General features: G+C 71.9%; 14 protein-coding genes. 10 read left to right on the forward strand and 4 right to left on the reverse strand.

Annotated features, from left to right (window positions below; all coding sequences use genetic code 11):
* Both AOK22_RS05700 and AOK22_RS05705 read right to left on the reverse strand, forming a co-directional pair.
* Positions 1-1219: MFS transporter (locus AOK22_RS05700; RefSeq protein WP_055697461.1), on the reverse strand; the 1219-nt coding region annotated here is incomplete at its 3' end.
* 29 nt (positions 1220-1248) lie between these two features.
* Positions 1249-1749: a MarR family winged helix-turn-helix transcriptional regulator gene (locus tag AOK22_RS05705; RefSeq protein WP_055697462.1), complete on the reverse strand. Its 501-nt coding sequence runs from the start codon at positions 1747-1749 to the stop codon at positions 1249-1251.
* 100 nt (positions 1750-1849) lie between these two features.
* On the opposite strand from AOK22_RS05705, the gene argC reads away from it, so the two are divergent.
* The 5 genes from argC to AOK22_RS05730 are packed head-to-tail and all read left to right on the forward strand — an operon-like array spanning position 1850 to position 6719.
* Positions 1850-2878 (forward strand): N-acetyl-gamma-glutamyl-phosphate reductase, encoded by a 1029-nt coding sequence (gene argC / locus AOK22_RS05710; protein ID WP_055697463.1) that lies wholly within the window; start codon positions 1850-1852, stop codon positions 2876-2878.
* Complete coding sequence (argJ, locus tag AOK22_RS05715; RefSeq protein ID WP_055697464.1) at positions 2875-4026, forward strand: bifunctional glutamate N-acetyltransferase/amino-acid acetyltransferase ArgJ; 1152 nt, start codon at positions 2875-2877, stop codon at positions 4024-4026. Before argC ends, argJ begins: the two co-directional genes overlap by 4 nt.
* On the forward strand, positions 4023-4964 hold the full coding sequence (argB, locus tag AOK22_RS05720; RefSeq protein WP_055697465.1) for an acetylglutamate kinase: 942 nt from the start codon (positions 4023-4025) through the stop codon (positions 4962-4964). Before argJ ends, argB begins: the two co-directional genes overlap by 4 nt.
* Positions 4961-6166, forward strand: a complete 1206-nt coding sequence (locus AOK22_RS05725) for an acetylornithine transaminase (protein WP_055697466.1) — start codon at positions 4961-4963, stop codon at positions 6164-6166. The genes argB and AOK22_RS05725 overlap by 4 nt, the downstream gene beginning before the upstream one ends.
* A gap of 7 nt (positions 6167-6173) precedes the next feature.
* Entirely contained in the window at positions 6174-6719 is a 546-nt protein-coding gene (locus AOK22_RS05730; RefSeq protein WP_055697467.1) for an arginine repressor, read from the forward strand.
* A 70-nt stretch (positions 6720-6789) separates the two neighbouring features.
* On the opposite strand, the gene AOK22_RS05735 is transcribed toward AOK22_RS05730, so the two are convergent.
* Complete coding sequence (locus tag AOK22_RS05735; RefSeq protein ID WP_055697492.1) at positions 6790-7758, reverse strand: bile acid:sodium symporter family protein; 969 nt, start codon at positions 7756-7758, stop codon at positions 6790-6792.
* 95 nt (positions 7759-7853) lie between these two features.
* Positions 7854-8441, reverse strand: coding sequence for a pyridoxamine 5'-phosphate oxidase family protein (locus AOK22_RS05740; protein WP_055697493.1), 588 nt, complete (start codon positions 8439-8441; stop codon positions 7854-7856).
* A gap of 137 nt (positions 8442-8578) precedes the next feature.
* Here AOK22_RS05740 and AOK22_RS05745 point away from each other — a divergent pair, with 137 nt between their 5' ends.
* The 5 genes from AOK22_RS05745 to AOK22_RS05765 all read left to right on the forward strand — a co-directional run bounded on the left by AOK22_RS05745 (position 8579) and on the right by AOK22_RS05765 (position 14502).
* On the forward strand, positions 8579-9778 hold the full coding sequence (locus tag AOK22_RS05745; protein WP_055697468.1) for an argininosuccinate synthase: 1200 nt from the start codon (positions 8579-8581) through the stop codon (positions 9776-9778).
* 88 nt (positions 9779-9866) lie between these two features.
* Positions 9867-11297 carry an argininosuccinate lyase gene (gene argH / locus AOK22_RS05750; protein ID WP_055697469.1) on the forward strand — a complete coding sequence of 477 codons (1431 nt, stop codon included), beginning with the start codon at positions 9867-9869 and terminating at the stop codon, positions 11295-11297.
* Between the two features lie 75 nt (positions 11298-11372).
* Positions 11373-12347, forward strand: a complete 975-nt coding sequence (locus tag AOK22_RS05755; RefSeq protein ID WP_055697470.1) for an aldo/keto reductase — start codon at positions 11373-11375, stop codon at positions 12345-12347.
* A 65-nt stretch (positions 12348-12412) separates the two neighbouring features.
* Complete coding sequence (locus AOK22_RS05760; RefSeq protein ID WP_055697471.1) at positions 12413-12964, forward strand: TetR/AcrR family transcriptional regulator; 552 nt, start codon at positions 12413-12415, stop codon at positions 12962-12964.
* Complete coding sequence (locus AOK22_RS05765; protein ID WP_055697472.1) at positions 12961-14502, forward strand: MFS transporter; 1542 nt, start codon at positions 12961-12963, stop codon at positions 14500-14502. Before AOK22_RS05760 ends, AOK22_RS05765 begins: the two co-directional genes overlap by 4 nt.
* Positions 14503-14568: the final 66 nt, after the last annotated feature.

Raw genomic sequence — 14568 nt, forward strand, 5'->3', positions numbered from 1 at the left:
CCCCACTTCCCCGCAGTTCCCTCGTCGTCAGCCCCACCGCGGCCACCGCGCCCAGACACAGCAGCCCGCCACCCACCAGCGCCACCGACCCCGACGTGGCGTCCGCGATCAGGCCGCCGCGCAGGTTGCCGAGGTCCGGGCCGGCCTGGCCGACGATCTGTTCCACCGCGCTGACGCGGCCGAGGAGTTCCTTGGGCGTGTGCCGCTGTACGACCGTGCTCCGGGAGACGACCGCGACCGTGTCGGCGGCGCCCGCCACGGCCAGGAAGGCCAGACCGGCCCAGGGGTCGCTCGCCATGCCGAACAGCGTCAGGGCCGCGCCCCACGCGGCGGAGCCGCCCAGCATCACCAGGCCGGGGCGGGGCAGCCGGGTGAACGTGCCGGACAGGAGCGACGCGGCGACGCCGCCGACGGCGATGGCCGTCAGGAACAGGCCGAGCGTGCGCGGATCACCGCCGAACCGCTCGGAGTTGACCAGGGGGAACAGGCTGATCGGCATCGACAGCACGGTGGTCGCCAGGTCGGTGAGCAGTGCTCCGCGGACGACCGGGGTGCGGCCCAGGAAGGCGAGCCCGTCCAGGACCCCGCGCAGTCCGGGGCGCGCGGGCGTGTCCCCGGGCGTCATCGGCGGCAGCCCGCACGCGCCCCAGAGCGCGGCGACGAAGGCCGCCGCGTCGATCGCGTAGCAGGCGCCGACCCCCAGTGCTCCCACGGTCAGTCCGCCCAGCGCGGGCCCGAGCAGCATGGCACCCTGGAAGGAGATCCGGTTCAGCGCCAGGCCCGCGGCCAGCTGGTGCGGGGGCAGCAGATGCGGGACGAACGTGCGCGAGGCGGGACCGCCGCCCGCGACACAGCAGGACTGGAGCGCGACCAGCCCCAGCACCCCGGCGGCGGGCAGGTGCCCGAAGAGGCCCTGTAGCGCCAGGAGCAGCGAGCACACGGCCTGCCCGGTGGTCATGAGCAGGTAGAACTTCCGGCGGTCCACCCGGTCGACGAGCGATCCGGCGAAGAGGCCGAGCGTGACGAGCGGCACCGCCTGGGCCAGGCCGACGGCACCCGTCCACGTGGTGCTGCCGGTCGTCTGCCAGATCTGGAACATCACGGCGACGAGCGTCATCTGGCCGCCGAGGCCGGACAGTGACTGGCCGGCCCACAGCCGCCGGAACGGCGCCGATGTCCGCAGCGGCGTCACGTCGAGCAGCGCGCGCCTCAGGCCCATGCGCCCCGGTCGCCCGCGGCGCGCCCGTCTCAGTCCCACTCGGGGTCCTCGGCCAGTTTCTCGGCGATCCGCTCGTGGAAGCCCTTGCGGTCCAGGGCCCGCTCGATGTCGGCGACGGCCCGGGAGAGCGGGTAGGGGATCTCCGCCTCCAGGTCGGCGATCGCGGCCTCGGTGGCCCGCCACTCCGCCGCCAGACGGCCGACGACGGCGCGCGACTTGGCGGTGAGCGTCACCTTCCGGGTGCGCGCGTCGTCGCCCACGACGGTCTCGACCCAGCCGTCCCTGCGCATCGCGGCGACCTTCTGGCTGAGCGCCGAGTGCGTGCGCTGCACCGACTCGGCCAGCTCCGCGATGGTCATGGGGCCGCACGCGTGGAGCCGGAGCAGCTCCATGACGTAGCTGGGCTTGAGTCCGTCGATCCGCCGCTCGGCATAGGTCCGCGCGATGTCGGCGTCCATCGCCGCCTGGAGCAGCCGCAGGGGGCGCCACAGGCTCCGCAGTGACGGGTCGGGCGCGGGGGTCTCGGTCATGCGATGGATCGTAACAGTGCTTATATAAGTGCTGTCACTTTTGGGCGTTGCATAAAACTGCGGGTATTTGTATAGTCATGCCATCCAAGAGGAGGGTTCCATGGCGGTACGCGCAGCAGTGGCTGGAGCGAGCGGGTATGCGGGCGGCGAACTGCTGCGCCTGCTGCTCGTCCACCCCGAGGTGGAGATCGGCGCACTGACCGGCAACGCGAACGCGGGACAGCGCCTGGGTGCGCTGCAGCCGCACCTTCTTCCGCTCGCCGACCGCGTCCTGGAGCCGACCACCCCCGAGGTCCTCGCGGGCCACGACGTCGTGTTCCTCGCCCTGCCCCACGGGCAGTCCGCCGCCGTCGCCGAGCAGCTCGGCCCGGACGTCCTCGTCGTCGACATGGGCGCGGACTTCCGGCTGCAGGACGCGGGCGACTGGGAGCGGTTCTACGGCAGCCCGCACGCGGGCACCTGGCCCTACGGCCTTCCCGAACTGCCGGGCGGCCGCGCCGCGCTGGAGGGGTCCAAGCGCATCGCGGTGCCCGGTTGCTACCCGACGGCCGTCTCGCTCGCGCTCTTCCCGGCGTACGCGGCGGACCTCGTCGAGCCCGACGCGGTGATCGTCGCCGCGTCCGGCACCTCCGGCGCGGGCAAGGCGCCCAAGCCGCACCTGCTGGGCTCCGAGGTCATGGGCAGCATGTCCCCCTACGGGGTCGGCGGCGGCCACCGGCACACGCCCGAGATGATCCAGAACCTGAGCGCCGCCGCGGGCACCCCCGTCTCCGTCTCCTTCACGCCGACCCTGGCCCCGATGCCCCGCGGCATCCTCGCCACGTGCAGCGCGCAGGCGAAGGCCGGCGTCACCGCCGAGTCCGTACGGGCCGCGTACGAGAAGGCCTTCGCCGACGAATCGTTCGTGCACCTGCTCCCCGAGGGGCAGTGGCCGAACACCGCCGCCGTGTACGGGTCGAACGCCGTGCACGTCCAGGTCGCCCACGACGCGGCGGCCGGGCGCGTGATCGTGATCAGCGCCATCGACAACCTGACCAAGGGCACCGCGGGCGGCGCCCTGCAGAGCATGAACATCGCCCTCGGCCTCGACGAGGCCACCGGGCTCTCTACGATCGGAGTCGCGCCGTGAGTGTGACGGCAGCCAAGGGATTCACGGCCGCGGGCATCGCCGCCGGAATCAAGGAGAACGGCAACCCGGACCTGGCCCTCGTGGTCAACAACGGTCCGCGCCTGGCCGCCGCGGGCGTCTTCACCTCCAACCGCGTCAAGGCCGCCCCCGTCCTGTGGTCGGAGCAGGTCCTCAAGGGCGGTCTCGTCTCCGCGGTCGTCCTCAACTCCGGCGGCGCCAACGCCTGTACGGGACCCAAGGGCTTCCAGGACACGCACGCCACCGCCGAGAAGGTGGCCGACGTGCTGTCCGTGAACGCGGGCGAGGTCGCCGTCGCGTCGACCGGCCTCATCGGCGTCACGCTGCCGATGGACAAGCTCCTGCCGGGCGTCGAGAAGGCCGCCGGTGAACTCTCCGCGCACGGCGGCGAGAAGGCCGCCATCGCCATCAAGACCACCGACAGCGTGCACAAGACGTCCGTGGTCACCAAGGACGGCTGGACCGTCGGCGGCATGGCCAAGGGCGCGGGCATGCTCGCCCCCGGCCTCGCCACGATGCTCGTCGTCCTGACCACCGACGCCGACCTGGAGTCCGCCGTCCTGGACCGGGCGCTGCGCGACGCCACCCGGCTCACCTTCGACCGCGTCGACTCCGACGGCTGCATGTCGACCAACGACACGGTGCTCCTGCTCGCCTCGGGCGCCGCCGACGTCACCCCGGAGTACGCCGAGTTCGCCGACGCCGTCCGCGAGGTCTGCGACGACCTCGGACGGCAGCTGATCGGCGACGCCGAGGGCGCCAGCAAGGACATCAAGGTCGAGGTGGTCAACGCCGCGAGCGAGGCCGACGCCGTCGAGGTCGGCCGGTCCATCGCCCGCAACAACCTCCTCAAGTGCGCCCTGCACGGCGAGGACCCCAACTGGGGACGGGTGCTCTCCGCGATCGGCACCACCTCCGCCGCCTTCGAGCCGAACGAGCTGAACGTCGCCATCAACGGCGTCTGGGTCTGCAGGAACGGCTCCGTGGGCGAGGACCGCGAGCTGGTCGACATGCGCTACCGGGAGGTCGTCATCACCGCCGACCTCGCGGCCGGCGCCGAGACCGCGACGATCTGGACCAACGACCTCACCGCGGACTACGTCCACGAGAACAGCGCGTACTCGTCATGACCAAGGACACGAGCACTCACCCCACCGCGCGCAAGCACACCGCGCTGCCCAAGGCGCAGATCCTCATCGAGGCGCTGCCCTGGCTGACCCGGCACCACGGCAAGACCGTCGTCATCAAGTTCGGCGGCAACGCCATGGTCGACGAGGAGCTGAAGGCCGCCTTCGCCCAGGACGTCGTCTTCCTGCACCACGCGGGCCTCAGGCCGGTCGTCGTGCACGGCGGCGGACCGCAGATCAGCAAGGCGCTCGACCGGCACGGCATCGTCAGCGAGTTCAAGGCGGGCCTGCGCGTCACCACCGAGGACGCCATGGACGTCGTACGCATGGTGCTCGCCGGACAGGTGCAGCGCGAGCTCGTCGGCCTGCTCAACCAGCACGGCCCGCTCGCCGTCGGCCTCACCGGCGAGGACGCGCACACCATCACCGCCACCAAGCACCAGCCCCGCATCGAGGGCGAACTGGTCGACATCGGCCGGGTCGGCGAGATCACCGAGATCGACACCGGCGCCATCGAGGCGCTGCTCGCCGACGGCCGCATCCCGGTCGTCTCCTCGATCGCCCGTTCCCAGGACGACGGACATGTCTACAACGTCAATGCTGATACGGCGGCTTCGGCACTCGCTGCGGCGCTTGGTGCCGAGACCCTGATGGTCCTGACCGACGTCGAGGGGCTCTACGAGGACTGGCCCCACTCCGACGAGGTCATCAGCAGACTCACCGCGAAGGAGCTGGAGAAGCTCCTGCCCGAGCTGGCCAGCGGCATGGTCCCGAAGATGGAAGGCTGCCTGCACGCCGTGCGCAACGGCGTGCAGACCGCCCGCGTCATCGACGGTCGCGTCCAGCACTCGATCCTGCTGGAGATCTTCACCGACGAGGGCATCGGGACGATGGTCGTGCCCGACGACGACAGCACCACCGGCACGCAGGGGGAATCATGAGCAATCAGGAGCTGACCGCGCGCTGGCAGGGCGCGCTCATGGACAACTACGGCACGCCCCGGCTGCCGCTCGTGCGCGGCGCGGGCACCAGGCTGTGGGACGCCGACGGCAACGAGTACGTCGACTTCGTCGGCGGCATCGCCGTCAACGCCCTCGGCCACGCCCACCCGGCGATCGTCGAGGCCGTCACCGCGCAGGTCGGCGCCCTCGGCCACGTCTCGAACCTCTTCGTCGCGGAACCGCCCGTCGCGCTCGCCGAGAAGCTGCTCCAGCTCTTCGGCCGCGAGGGCCGCGTGTACTTCTGCAACTCCGGCGCCGAGGCCAACGAGGGCGCCGTGAAGCTCGGCCGGCTGACCGGCCGGCCGCACATGGTCGCCACCCAGGGCGGCTTCCACGGCCGGACCATGGGCTCGCTCGCGCTCACCGGACAGCCCGGCAAGCGGGAGCCGTTCCTGCCGCTGCCCGGTGACGTCACGCACGTCCCGTTCGGCGACGTCGAGGCGCTGCGCGCCGCCGTGACCACGGAGACCGCGCTGGTGATCATCGAGCCGATCCAGGGCGAGCGGGGCGTCGTCGTGCCGCCCGCGGGCTACCTCAAGGCCGCCCGGGAGATCACCAGGGCCACCGGGACGCTCCTCGTCCTCGACGAGGTGCAGACCGGAATCGGCCGCACCGGCCACTGGTTCGAGCACCTCGCGCACGAGGGCGTCGAGCCGGACGTCGTCACGCTCGCGAAGGGTCTGGGCGGCGGTCTGCCGCTCGGCGCGACCGTCGCGTTCGGCGCCGCCGCCGAGCTCTTCAAGCCCGGTCACCACGGCTCGACGTTCGGCGGGAACCCCGTCGTGTGCGCCGCGGGCCTCGCCGTCATCGAGACGATCGAGAACGAGGGGCTCCTGGAGAACACCAAGCGGGCGGGCGAAAAGCTGCGCGACGGAATCGAGTCACTCGGACACCCGCTCGTCGACCATGTCAGGGGCTCGGGCCTGCTGCTGGGTATCGTGCTCACCGAGCCGCTCGCGCCCCGGGCGCAGCAGGCGGCTCAGGACGCCGGCTTCCTGGTGAACGCGCCCGCCCCCGATGTCGTACGGCTGATGCCGCCGTTGAACGTCCGCGACGACGAGGAGGACGCGTTCCTCCACGCGCTGCCCGGCATCCTGGACAAGGCTCTTGAAGCCGACGGGGACGGACGATCCGGAGAATGAGACGACGATGAGCCAGGCGCAAGGCAACGAGCACGGCGACCACACGGGTCCCGCCGTGCCGCAGACCCGCACCGCACGCCACCGCCGGATCGTGGACATCCTGAACCGGCAGCCGGTGCGCTCCCAGAGCCAGCTGGCGAAGCTGCTCGCCGACGACGGTCTGACCGTCACCCAGGCGACGCTCTCCCGCGACCTCGACGAGCTGAACGCGGTCAAGATCCGCAACGCCGAGGGCGACCTCATCTACGCGGTGCCGAGCGAGGGCGGTTTCCGCACCCCGCGCGCGCCGCTGGGCGAGTCGGCCAAGGAGGAGCGGATGCGGCGTCTGTCCGCTGAGCTCCTGATCTCCGCGGAGGCCTCGGCCAACCTCGTCGTCCTGCGCACCCCGCCGGGCGCGGCGCAGTTCCTGGCCTCCGCCATCGACCAGGCGGAACTGCACGACATCCTCGGCACGATCGCCGGCGACGACACGCTGATGCTGATCAGCAGGGAGCCGGCGGGAGGCCAGGCGCTCGCCGACCACCTGCTGCGGTTGGCGTCGAACGACCACTGAAGGACACCGAACGACCACTGAAGGGTGGAGCCCGTCCGGCGTGTGGGGACGGACTCCGCGGAGCCGGTGGTCAGCGCTGCGCCCGGCGTGCCATCCACGCGGCCACCAGCGCCCCCGACACGTTGTGCCACACCGAGAACACCGCGGAAGGCAGCGCGGCGAGCGGGCTGAAGTGGGCCGTGGCCAGGGACGCCGCGAGGCCCGAGTTCTGCATGCCGACCTCGAAGGCCATCGCCCGCGAGGCCGGCGGGCCGAGCCGGGCCAGCTTGCCCGCGCCGTAACCGAGCGCGAGCCCGAGGCCGTTGTGCAGGAACACCGCGAGGAACACCAGTGCCGCGGCCGACTTGATGGCCGCGGCACTGCCCGCGACGACGATCGCCACGATCGCGGCGATGGTCAGCGCCGACAGCCACGGCAGCGCCCCGAGCACCCGGTCGACGTACCGTCCGAAGAGCAGCCGCACGACGAGTCCCGCGAGGACCGGGAGCAGCACGGTCTTGAGGATGTCCGTCACCATCGAGCCCGCGTCCACCGGCAGGTACTCGCCCGCGAGCAGCAGCGTCAGCGGGGGAGTGATCAGCGGCGCGAGGACGGTCGAGACGGTGGCGACCGACACGGACAGCGCCACGTCGCCGCGCGCCAGATAGGTCACGACGTTCGACGCGGTGCCGCTCGGCGCGCAGCCGACCAGGATCACCCCGGCCGCCAGCTGCGGTGACAGGCCGAGCGCGTGGGCGATGAGCCAGCCGAGCCCCGGCATGATGACGTAGTGCGCGACGAGTCCGAGCGCGACGGCCCAGGGCCGCTTGACCACGCCCTGGAAGTCCAGCGGGGTCATCGTCAGACCCATGCAGAACATCACGACGCCCAGCAGGTACGGGACGTTCGTGCCCCAGCCCCGGAAGGCGTCCGGCACGGCGAGGCCCAGGGCGCCCGCGGCCAGGACGAGGACGGGGAAGACGGTGACGGCGCGGCGGGCCGCCCGGTCGGCGGAGCCCGTGCCGTCGGCCGGGTCGGTGGTCGTCTGTTCGGATTGCACGGCGCGATGCAACGCCCCGGCCCCGCGCGCGTGCAACCCCGTCTCGGTATGTGGTCGCTACACGCAGAGGGTCCGAGCGTCCGCGGGGGCGGGGTTCAGGCGGCGCTCGGGGGCAGCGGCAGGGGCAGGCCGGGGAGCCCGTCGATGCTCTGCGCCACGTGGTCCTTCCTGGCGAAGTACGCGCTGAGCGAGGCGTCGTCCTCGCGGGCGAAGCGCTTGGCGTGCAGGTCGCGGTCCTCGTCGTACGTCATGTGGGGCACCGCGTAGCCACAGGAGTCGCGGACGACGTCGGCCGTCACGACGATGACGGCGCGCAGTCCGTGCGGCGTCGCGTCGATGCCGGGGAAGTGGCCGAGCAGTTCCGGGAAGCGCGGGTCGTCGCGGAAGACGGGCTCGCCGCGGCCGTGCACGCGGACGATGTTGGGCGGGCCCTGGAAGGCGCACCACATGAGGGTGATGCGGCCGTTCTCCCGCAGGTGCGCGATGGTCTCGGCGTTGCTGCCGGCGAAGTCGAGGTAGGCGACGGTCCGTTCGTCGATCACCGCGAAGGAGCCCTTGAGGCCCTTGGGGGAGAGGTTGACCGTGCCGTCGCCGGCGAGCGGCGCGGTCGCCGTGAAGAACATGGGCTGTTCCTCGATGAACGTGCGGAGCCTGCCGTCGATGCGCTCATAAGTCTTTCCCATGGCCATGGATTATTCGCCAGGCGTCCTTCGCCTGTCCCACGACTTGGGGCGGCGTCTCGCAGGGTGACCGGATTGACGAAACATACGGAGGACTGCATACTCATGCATGCCGGCGAACGCACTGAGAGGAGACCCCCGTGACCGAGCGCGTCGTACTCGCCTACTCGGGTGGCCTGGACACCTCCGTCGCCATCGGCTGGATCGCCGAGCAGACGGGTGCCGAGGTCATCGCCGTCGCCGTGGACGTCGGCCAGGGCGGCGAGGACCTGGACGTCATCCGCAAGCGCGCGCTCGCCTGCGGCGCCGTGGAGGCCGAAGTCGCCGACGCCAGGGACGAGTTCGCCGAGGAGTACTGCCTCCCGGCGATCCGGGCCAACGCCCTCTACATGGACCGCTATCCGCTGGTCTCCGCCCTCTCGCGGCCGGTGATCGTCAAGCACCTGGTGGCCGCCGCCGGGAAGCACGGCGCCGGCACGGTCGCCCACGGCTGCACCGGCAAGGGCAACGACCAGGTGCGGTTCGAGGCCGGCATCGTCGCCCTCGCCCCGGACCTCGCCTGCATCGCCCCGGTCCGCGACTACGCGATGACCCGGGACAAGGCGATCGCCTTCTGCGAGCAGAAGGGGCTGCCGATCGCCACCACCAGGAAATCCCCCTACTCCATCGACCAGAACGTCTTCGGGCGGGCCGTCGAGACGGGCTTCCTGGAGGACATCTGGAACGCGCCGACCGAGGACGTCTACGAGTACACCGCGAACCCCGCCGAGCCCCGCGAGGCCGACGAGGTCGTCATCTCCTTCGAGGCGGGCGTCCCGGTCGCGATCGACGGCGCCCCCGTCACCGTCCTCCAGGCGATCCGGCAGCTGAACGAACGCGCGGGCGCGCAGGGCGTCGGCCGGATCGACATGGTCGAGGACCGGCTCGTGGGCATCAAGTCCCGTGAGGTGTACGAGGCTCCGGGCGCCATCGCCCTGATCACCGCCCACCAGGAGCTGGAGAACGTCACCGTCGAGCGCGAACTGGCCCGCTACAAAAGGCAGGTCGAGCAGCGCTGGGGCGAGCTGGTCTACGACGGCCTGTGGTTCTCCCCGCTCAAGCGGGCCCTGGACGGCTTCATCCAGGAGGCCGACCAGTACGTCACCGGCGACATCCGGATGACCCTGCACGGCGGCCGCGCCGTCGTCACCGGGCGCAGGTCCAGCGAGTCGCTCTACGACTTCGACCTCGCCACCTACGATGCGGGCGACACCTTCGACCAGTCCAAGGCGCAGGGCTTCATCGAGATCTTCGGTCTCTCGTCGAAGATCGCCGCGCGCCGCGGGACACGGCAGGCGTAGCGCGCCGTCACCCTTGACCCCGGCGGCAGCCCTTCGGCTGCGGCCGTCCAGCAACAGCCTTCAGCAACAGCCTTGAGGAGCACGTGCAGTGAGCAGCAACAACGGCGGTGACGTCCGGCTCTGGGGCGGACGGTTCGCCGACGGGCCCGCCGAGGCCCTGGCACAGCTGTCCGCGTCGGTCCACTTCGACTGGCGTCTGGCGCCGTACGACATCGCCGGTTCCCGCGCCCACGCGCGCGTGCTCCACAAGGCGGGCCTGCTCACCGAGGACGAGCTGACCCGCATGATCGGCGGGCTCGACCAGCTGGAGGCCGACGTCGCCGACGGCTCGTTCGTCGGCACGATCGCCGACGAGGACGTCCACACCGCGCTGGAGCGGGGCCTGCTGGAGCGGCTCGGCCCCGACCTCGGCGGCAAGCTGCGGGCCGGCCGGTCCCGCAACGACCAGGTGGCGACGCTCTTCAAGATGTACCTGCGCGACCACGCGCGGATCATCGGCGGCCTGCTCGCCGAACTCCAGGGCGCGCTCGTGGGGTTGGCCGAGGCCCACCCGGACGTCGCCATGCCGGGGCGTACGCATCTGCAGCACGCCCAGCCGGTGCTCTTCGCGCACCACGTCCTCGCGCACGTCCAGGCGCTGTCCCGGGACGCGGAGCGGCTGCGGCAGTGGGACACCCGCACGGCCGTCTCGCCGTACGGCTCCGGCGCGCTCGCCGGGTCGTCGCTCGGCCTCGACCCGGAGGCGGTCGCCGAGGACCTCGGCTTCGAGCACGGCTCCGCCGCCAACTCCATCGACGGCACGGCCGCCCGTGACTTCGTCGCCGAGTTCACCTTCATCACGGCGATGATCGGCGTGAACCTCTCCCGGATCGCCGAGGAGGTCATCATCTGGAACACGAAGGAGTTCTCCTTCGTCACCCTCCACGACGCCTTCTCGACCGGCTCGTCGATCATGCCGCAGAAGAAGAACCCGGACATCGCGGAGCTGGCGCGGGGCAAGTCGGGCCGCCTGATCGGCAACCTGACCGGCCTCATGGCCACGCTCAAGGCCCTCCCGCTCGCGTACAACCGCGACCTCCAGGAGGACAAGGAGCCGGTCTTCGACTCCTGCGACCAGCTGGAGATCCTGCTGCCCGCGTTCACCGGCATGATGGCGACGCTCACCGTCCACCGCGAGCGCATGGAGGAGCTGGCCCCGGCCGGCTTCTCGCTGGCCACCGACATCGCCGAGTGGCTGGTCAAGCAGGGTGTGCCGTTCCGGGTGGCGCACGAGGTCGCGGGCGAGTGCGTGAAGGTCGCCGAGGCCGAGGGCAAGGAACTGGACGAGCTGACGGACGAGCAGTTCGCCAAGATCTCCGACCACCTCACCCCCGAGGTGCGCACCGTCCTGAACGTGCCGGGTGCGCTGGCCTCCCGCAGCGGCCGCGGCGGCACGGCCCCCTCGGCGGTCGCCGTCCAGCTCGCCGAGGTCAAGGCGGACCTGACGCTCCAGGAGGAGTGGGCGGTCGCACGGAAGTGACCGGGCCGCGCGGGTGACAACAGGGCGTCGCGGGTTACGTTGACGGGGAACCCCCCCTACGACGAGGAGCCCGCGATGCCCTTCGCCCGGCTGGCCGCAGCCACGACCCCGACCGCGCACATCGGACTGGGCCTCGCGGCCGTCGGCAGGCCCGGTTACATCACGCTGGGCCGCGAGGCCGACCTGCCGCCCTCCCGCAGTGTCGAAGCCCTGCGCGAGCGCACCTTCGAACTGCTCGACGCCGCCTACGCGTCGGGGGTCCGCTACCTCGACGTGGCGCGCTCCTACGGCCGCTCCGAGGAGTACCTCGCCGACTGGCTGCACGCCAGGCCCGACATCCGCGACGTCGTCGTCGGCAGCAAGTGGGGCTACACGTACACCGCCGCCTGGCGCACCGACGCCGAGGGCCCGCACGAGGTCAAGGACCACAGCACGGCCGCGTACGCCCGTCAGCGCGCCGAGACCGCCGAACTGCTCGGTGACCGGCTCGACCTCTACCAGATCCACTCCGTGACGCCCGAGAGCCCGGCGCTCACCGACAAGGAACTCCACGCCCGCCTCGCCGCGCTCGCGGCCGAGGGCGTCACCGTCGGTCTCTCCGTGAGCGGCCCCGAGCAGGCCGCCGCGATCCGCGCCGCCCTCGCCGTGACCGTCGACGGGGAGCCGCTCTTCCGCACCGTCCAGGCGACGTACAACATCCTGGAGACCTCCGCGGGCCCCGCGCTCGCCGAGGCGCACGACGCGGGGCTGACCGTGCTCGTCAAGGAAGGCATGGCCAACGGCCGGCTCGCCGGCGCGGACGCCCCCGCGGCGCTCCGCGAGGTCGCCGGGGAGACGGGACTCGGCTGCGACGCGGTGGCGCTCGCCGCGGTCCTGCGCGAGCCGTGGACGGGCGTCGTCCTGTCCGGCGCGGCCACCTCGGTCCAGCTCGTCTCCAACCTGCACGCCGCCGCCGTCGACCTGGGCGCGGGGCAGCTGGAGCGCCTCGCGGGCCTGGTGGAGGAGCCGGCGGCGTACTGGCGCCACCGCTCGGAGCTGCCCTGGCACTGAGCGCGGGGTGAGACGCCCGACAAAAGGATGAGACATCCACGTCTCAAAAGGCTTATGGTTGTCTCATGTCAGTCGATCGCGAACAGGTCCTGCGCAGCGCCGCGGCCCTGCTCACCCGCAAGTCCACCTCCACCATGGACGAGGTCGCCCGCGCCGCGGGCATCAGCCGGGCGACCCTCCACCGCCACTTCGCCGGCCGTGACGCCCTCGTGCGCGCCCTCGAAGAGCTCGGCCTCCAGGAGTGCGAGGCCGCCCTCGGCCGGGCCCGGCTCGACGAGGACGGTGCCTGTGACGCGCTGCGGCGCCTGCTGAAGGAGATCGAGCCGGCCGCGGGCCTCCTCGCGTTCCTCGTCACCGAGAACCAGCTCTTCGAGGGCGAGGAGCAGCACGAGGGCTGGTCCCGCATCGACGCCCGCCTGGCCGCGCTCTTCCGGCGCGGCCAGGAGAACGGCGAGTTCCGCATCGATCTGACGCCGGTCTGGCTGACCGAGGCGCTCTACGGCCTCATCGGCTCCGCCGCCTGGGCGGTGCTGGACGGCCGCGTGGCGGCCAAGGACTTCTCGTACATGATCGCCGAGCTGCTGATCGGCGGCGCACAGCGGAGAGTGGAATCATGACCAGCACCCAGCAGCGGACCGCCGAGCGGGACGTGGAGCGCGCTCCCGGCCGCTGGCTCGCGCTCGCCGTGCTCGCCCTGGCCGTGCTCCTGGTCGCCGTCGACGCGACCGTGCTCGGCCTGGCGACGCCGTACATCAGCGAGGACCTCAAGCCGTCCGGCACCCAGTTGCTGTGGATCGGCGACGTCTACTCCTTCGTCATCGCCGGCCTGCTCGTCTCCATGGGCAGCCTCGGCGACCGCATCGGCCGCAAGAAGCTCCTGCTCACGGGAGCCGTCGCGTTCGGCGCGGTGTCGATACTCAACGCGTACGCGACGAGCCCGGAGATGATGATCCTGGCCCGCGCGCTGCTCGGTGTCGCCGGTGCGACGCTGATGCCGTCGACGCTCGCCCTGATCCGCAACATCTTCCACGACCCGCGCGAGCGCAGCATCGCGGTCGGCGTCTGGGGCGCCATGGCGTCCGCGGGCGCGGCCGTCGGCCCCGTCGTCGGCGGTTTCCTGCTCGAACACTTCTGGTGGGGTTCGGTCTTCCTCATCAACCTGCCCGTGATGGCCGTGCTCGTCCTGGTCGGCATCAAGCTCCTGCCCGAGTCCAAGAACCCGGCGCCGGGCCCCTGGGACCTGATCAGCGTCGTGCTGTCGCTCATCGGCATGATCGCCGTCGTGTACGCCATCAAGGAGGCGGCCGCGCACGGCCTGCGCTGGGACGTCGTGGCGTCCGCCGTCGTGGGCGTGGGCGCGCTCACCTGGTTCGTACGCCGCCAACTGACGCTGCCCGCGCCGCTCCTGGACATGCGGCTCTTCCGCAACCGCGGCTTCTCCGGGGCGGTCCTCGCCGACCTGCTGACCGTCCTCGGCCTGTCCGGTCTGGTCTTCTTCCTCTCCCAGTTCCTGCAACTCGTGCAGGGCAGGCGCCCCTTCGAGGCGGGCCTCGCCGAACTGCCCGCCGCGGCCGGCGCGGTGGCGGCCGGACTGGTCGCGGGCATGGTGGCCCGCAGGTTCTCCGTGCGGATCGTCGTCGCCGGCGGCCTCGCGGCCGTGGGCCTCTCGCTCGCCGTGCTGACGGCGCTGGACCAGAGCACCGGCTATCCGCTGCTGGGGGCCTCGCTCCTGGTCGTCGGCGTCGGCGCGGGCTTCTCGTTCACCGTGACCGCCGACGTCATCCTCTCCAGCGTGCCGAAGGAGCAGGCGGGCGCGGCCTCCGCGGTCTCCGAGACGGCGTACGAACTGGGCGCGGCCCTCGGCATCGCCCTGCTCGGCTCCATCGTCACGGGCGTCTACCGCGACTTCACGGCCCCGCCGGGCACCCCGGCCGACGTGGCGTCGGCGTCCCACGAATCCCTGGGCGGCGCGGTCGAATCGGTCGCGGCCCTGCCCGCACCACAGGCGGACGCCCTGCTCTCGGCGGCCCAGTCGGCCTTCGTCGACGGCCTCCGCCTGGCCGCGGGCGTGGGCGCGGCGGTCCTCCTCGCCACAGCGGTGGCGGCCTGGTTCCTCCTGAAGGGCCAGAAACTGGAGGACGGCGTAGAACACTGAGTGCTCCGCGCCCCGTGAGGGGCGCGGGGAACTGCGCGACCAGCCACACACGGCCCGCAGCCGAGA

Origin of the sequence: Streptomyces silaceus (assembly GCF_001419745.1) — a bacterium.
Lineage (GTDB): Bacteria > Actinomycetota > Actinomycetes > Streptomycetales > Streptomycetaceae > Streptomyces > Streptomyces silaceus.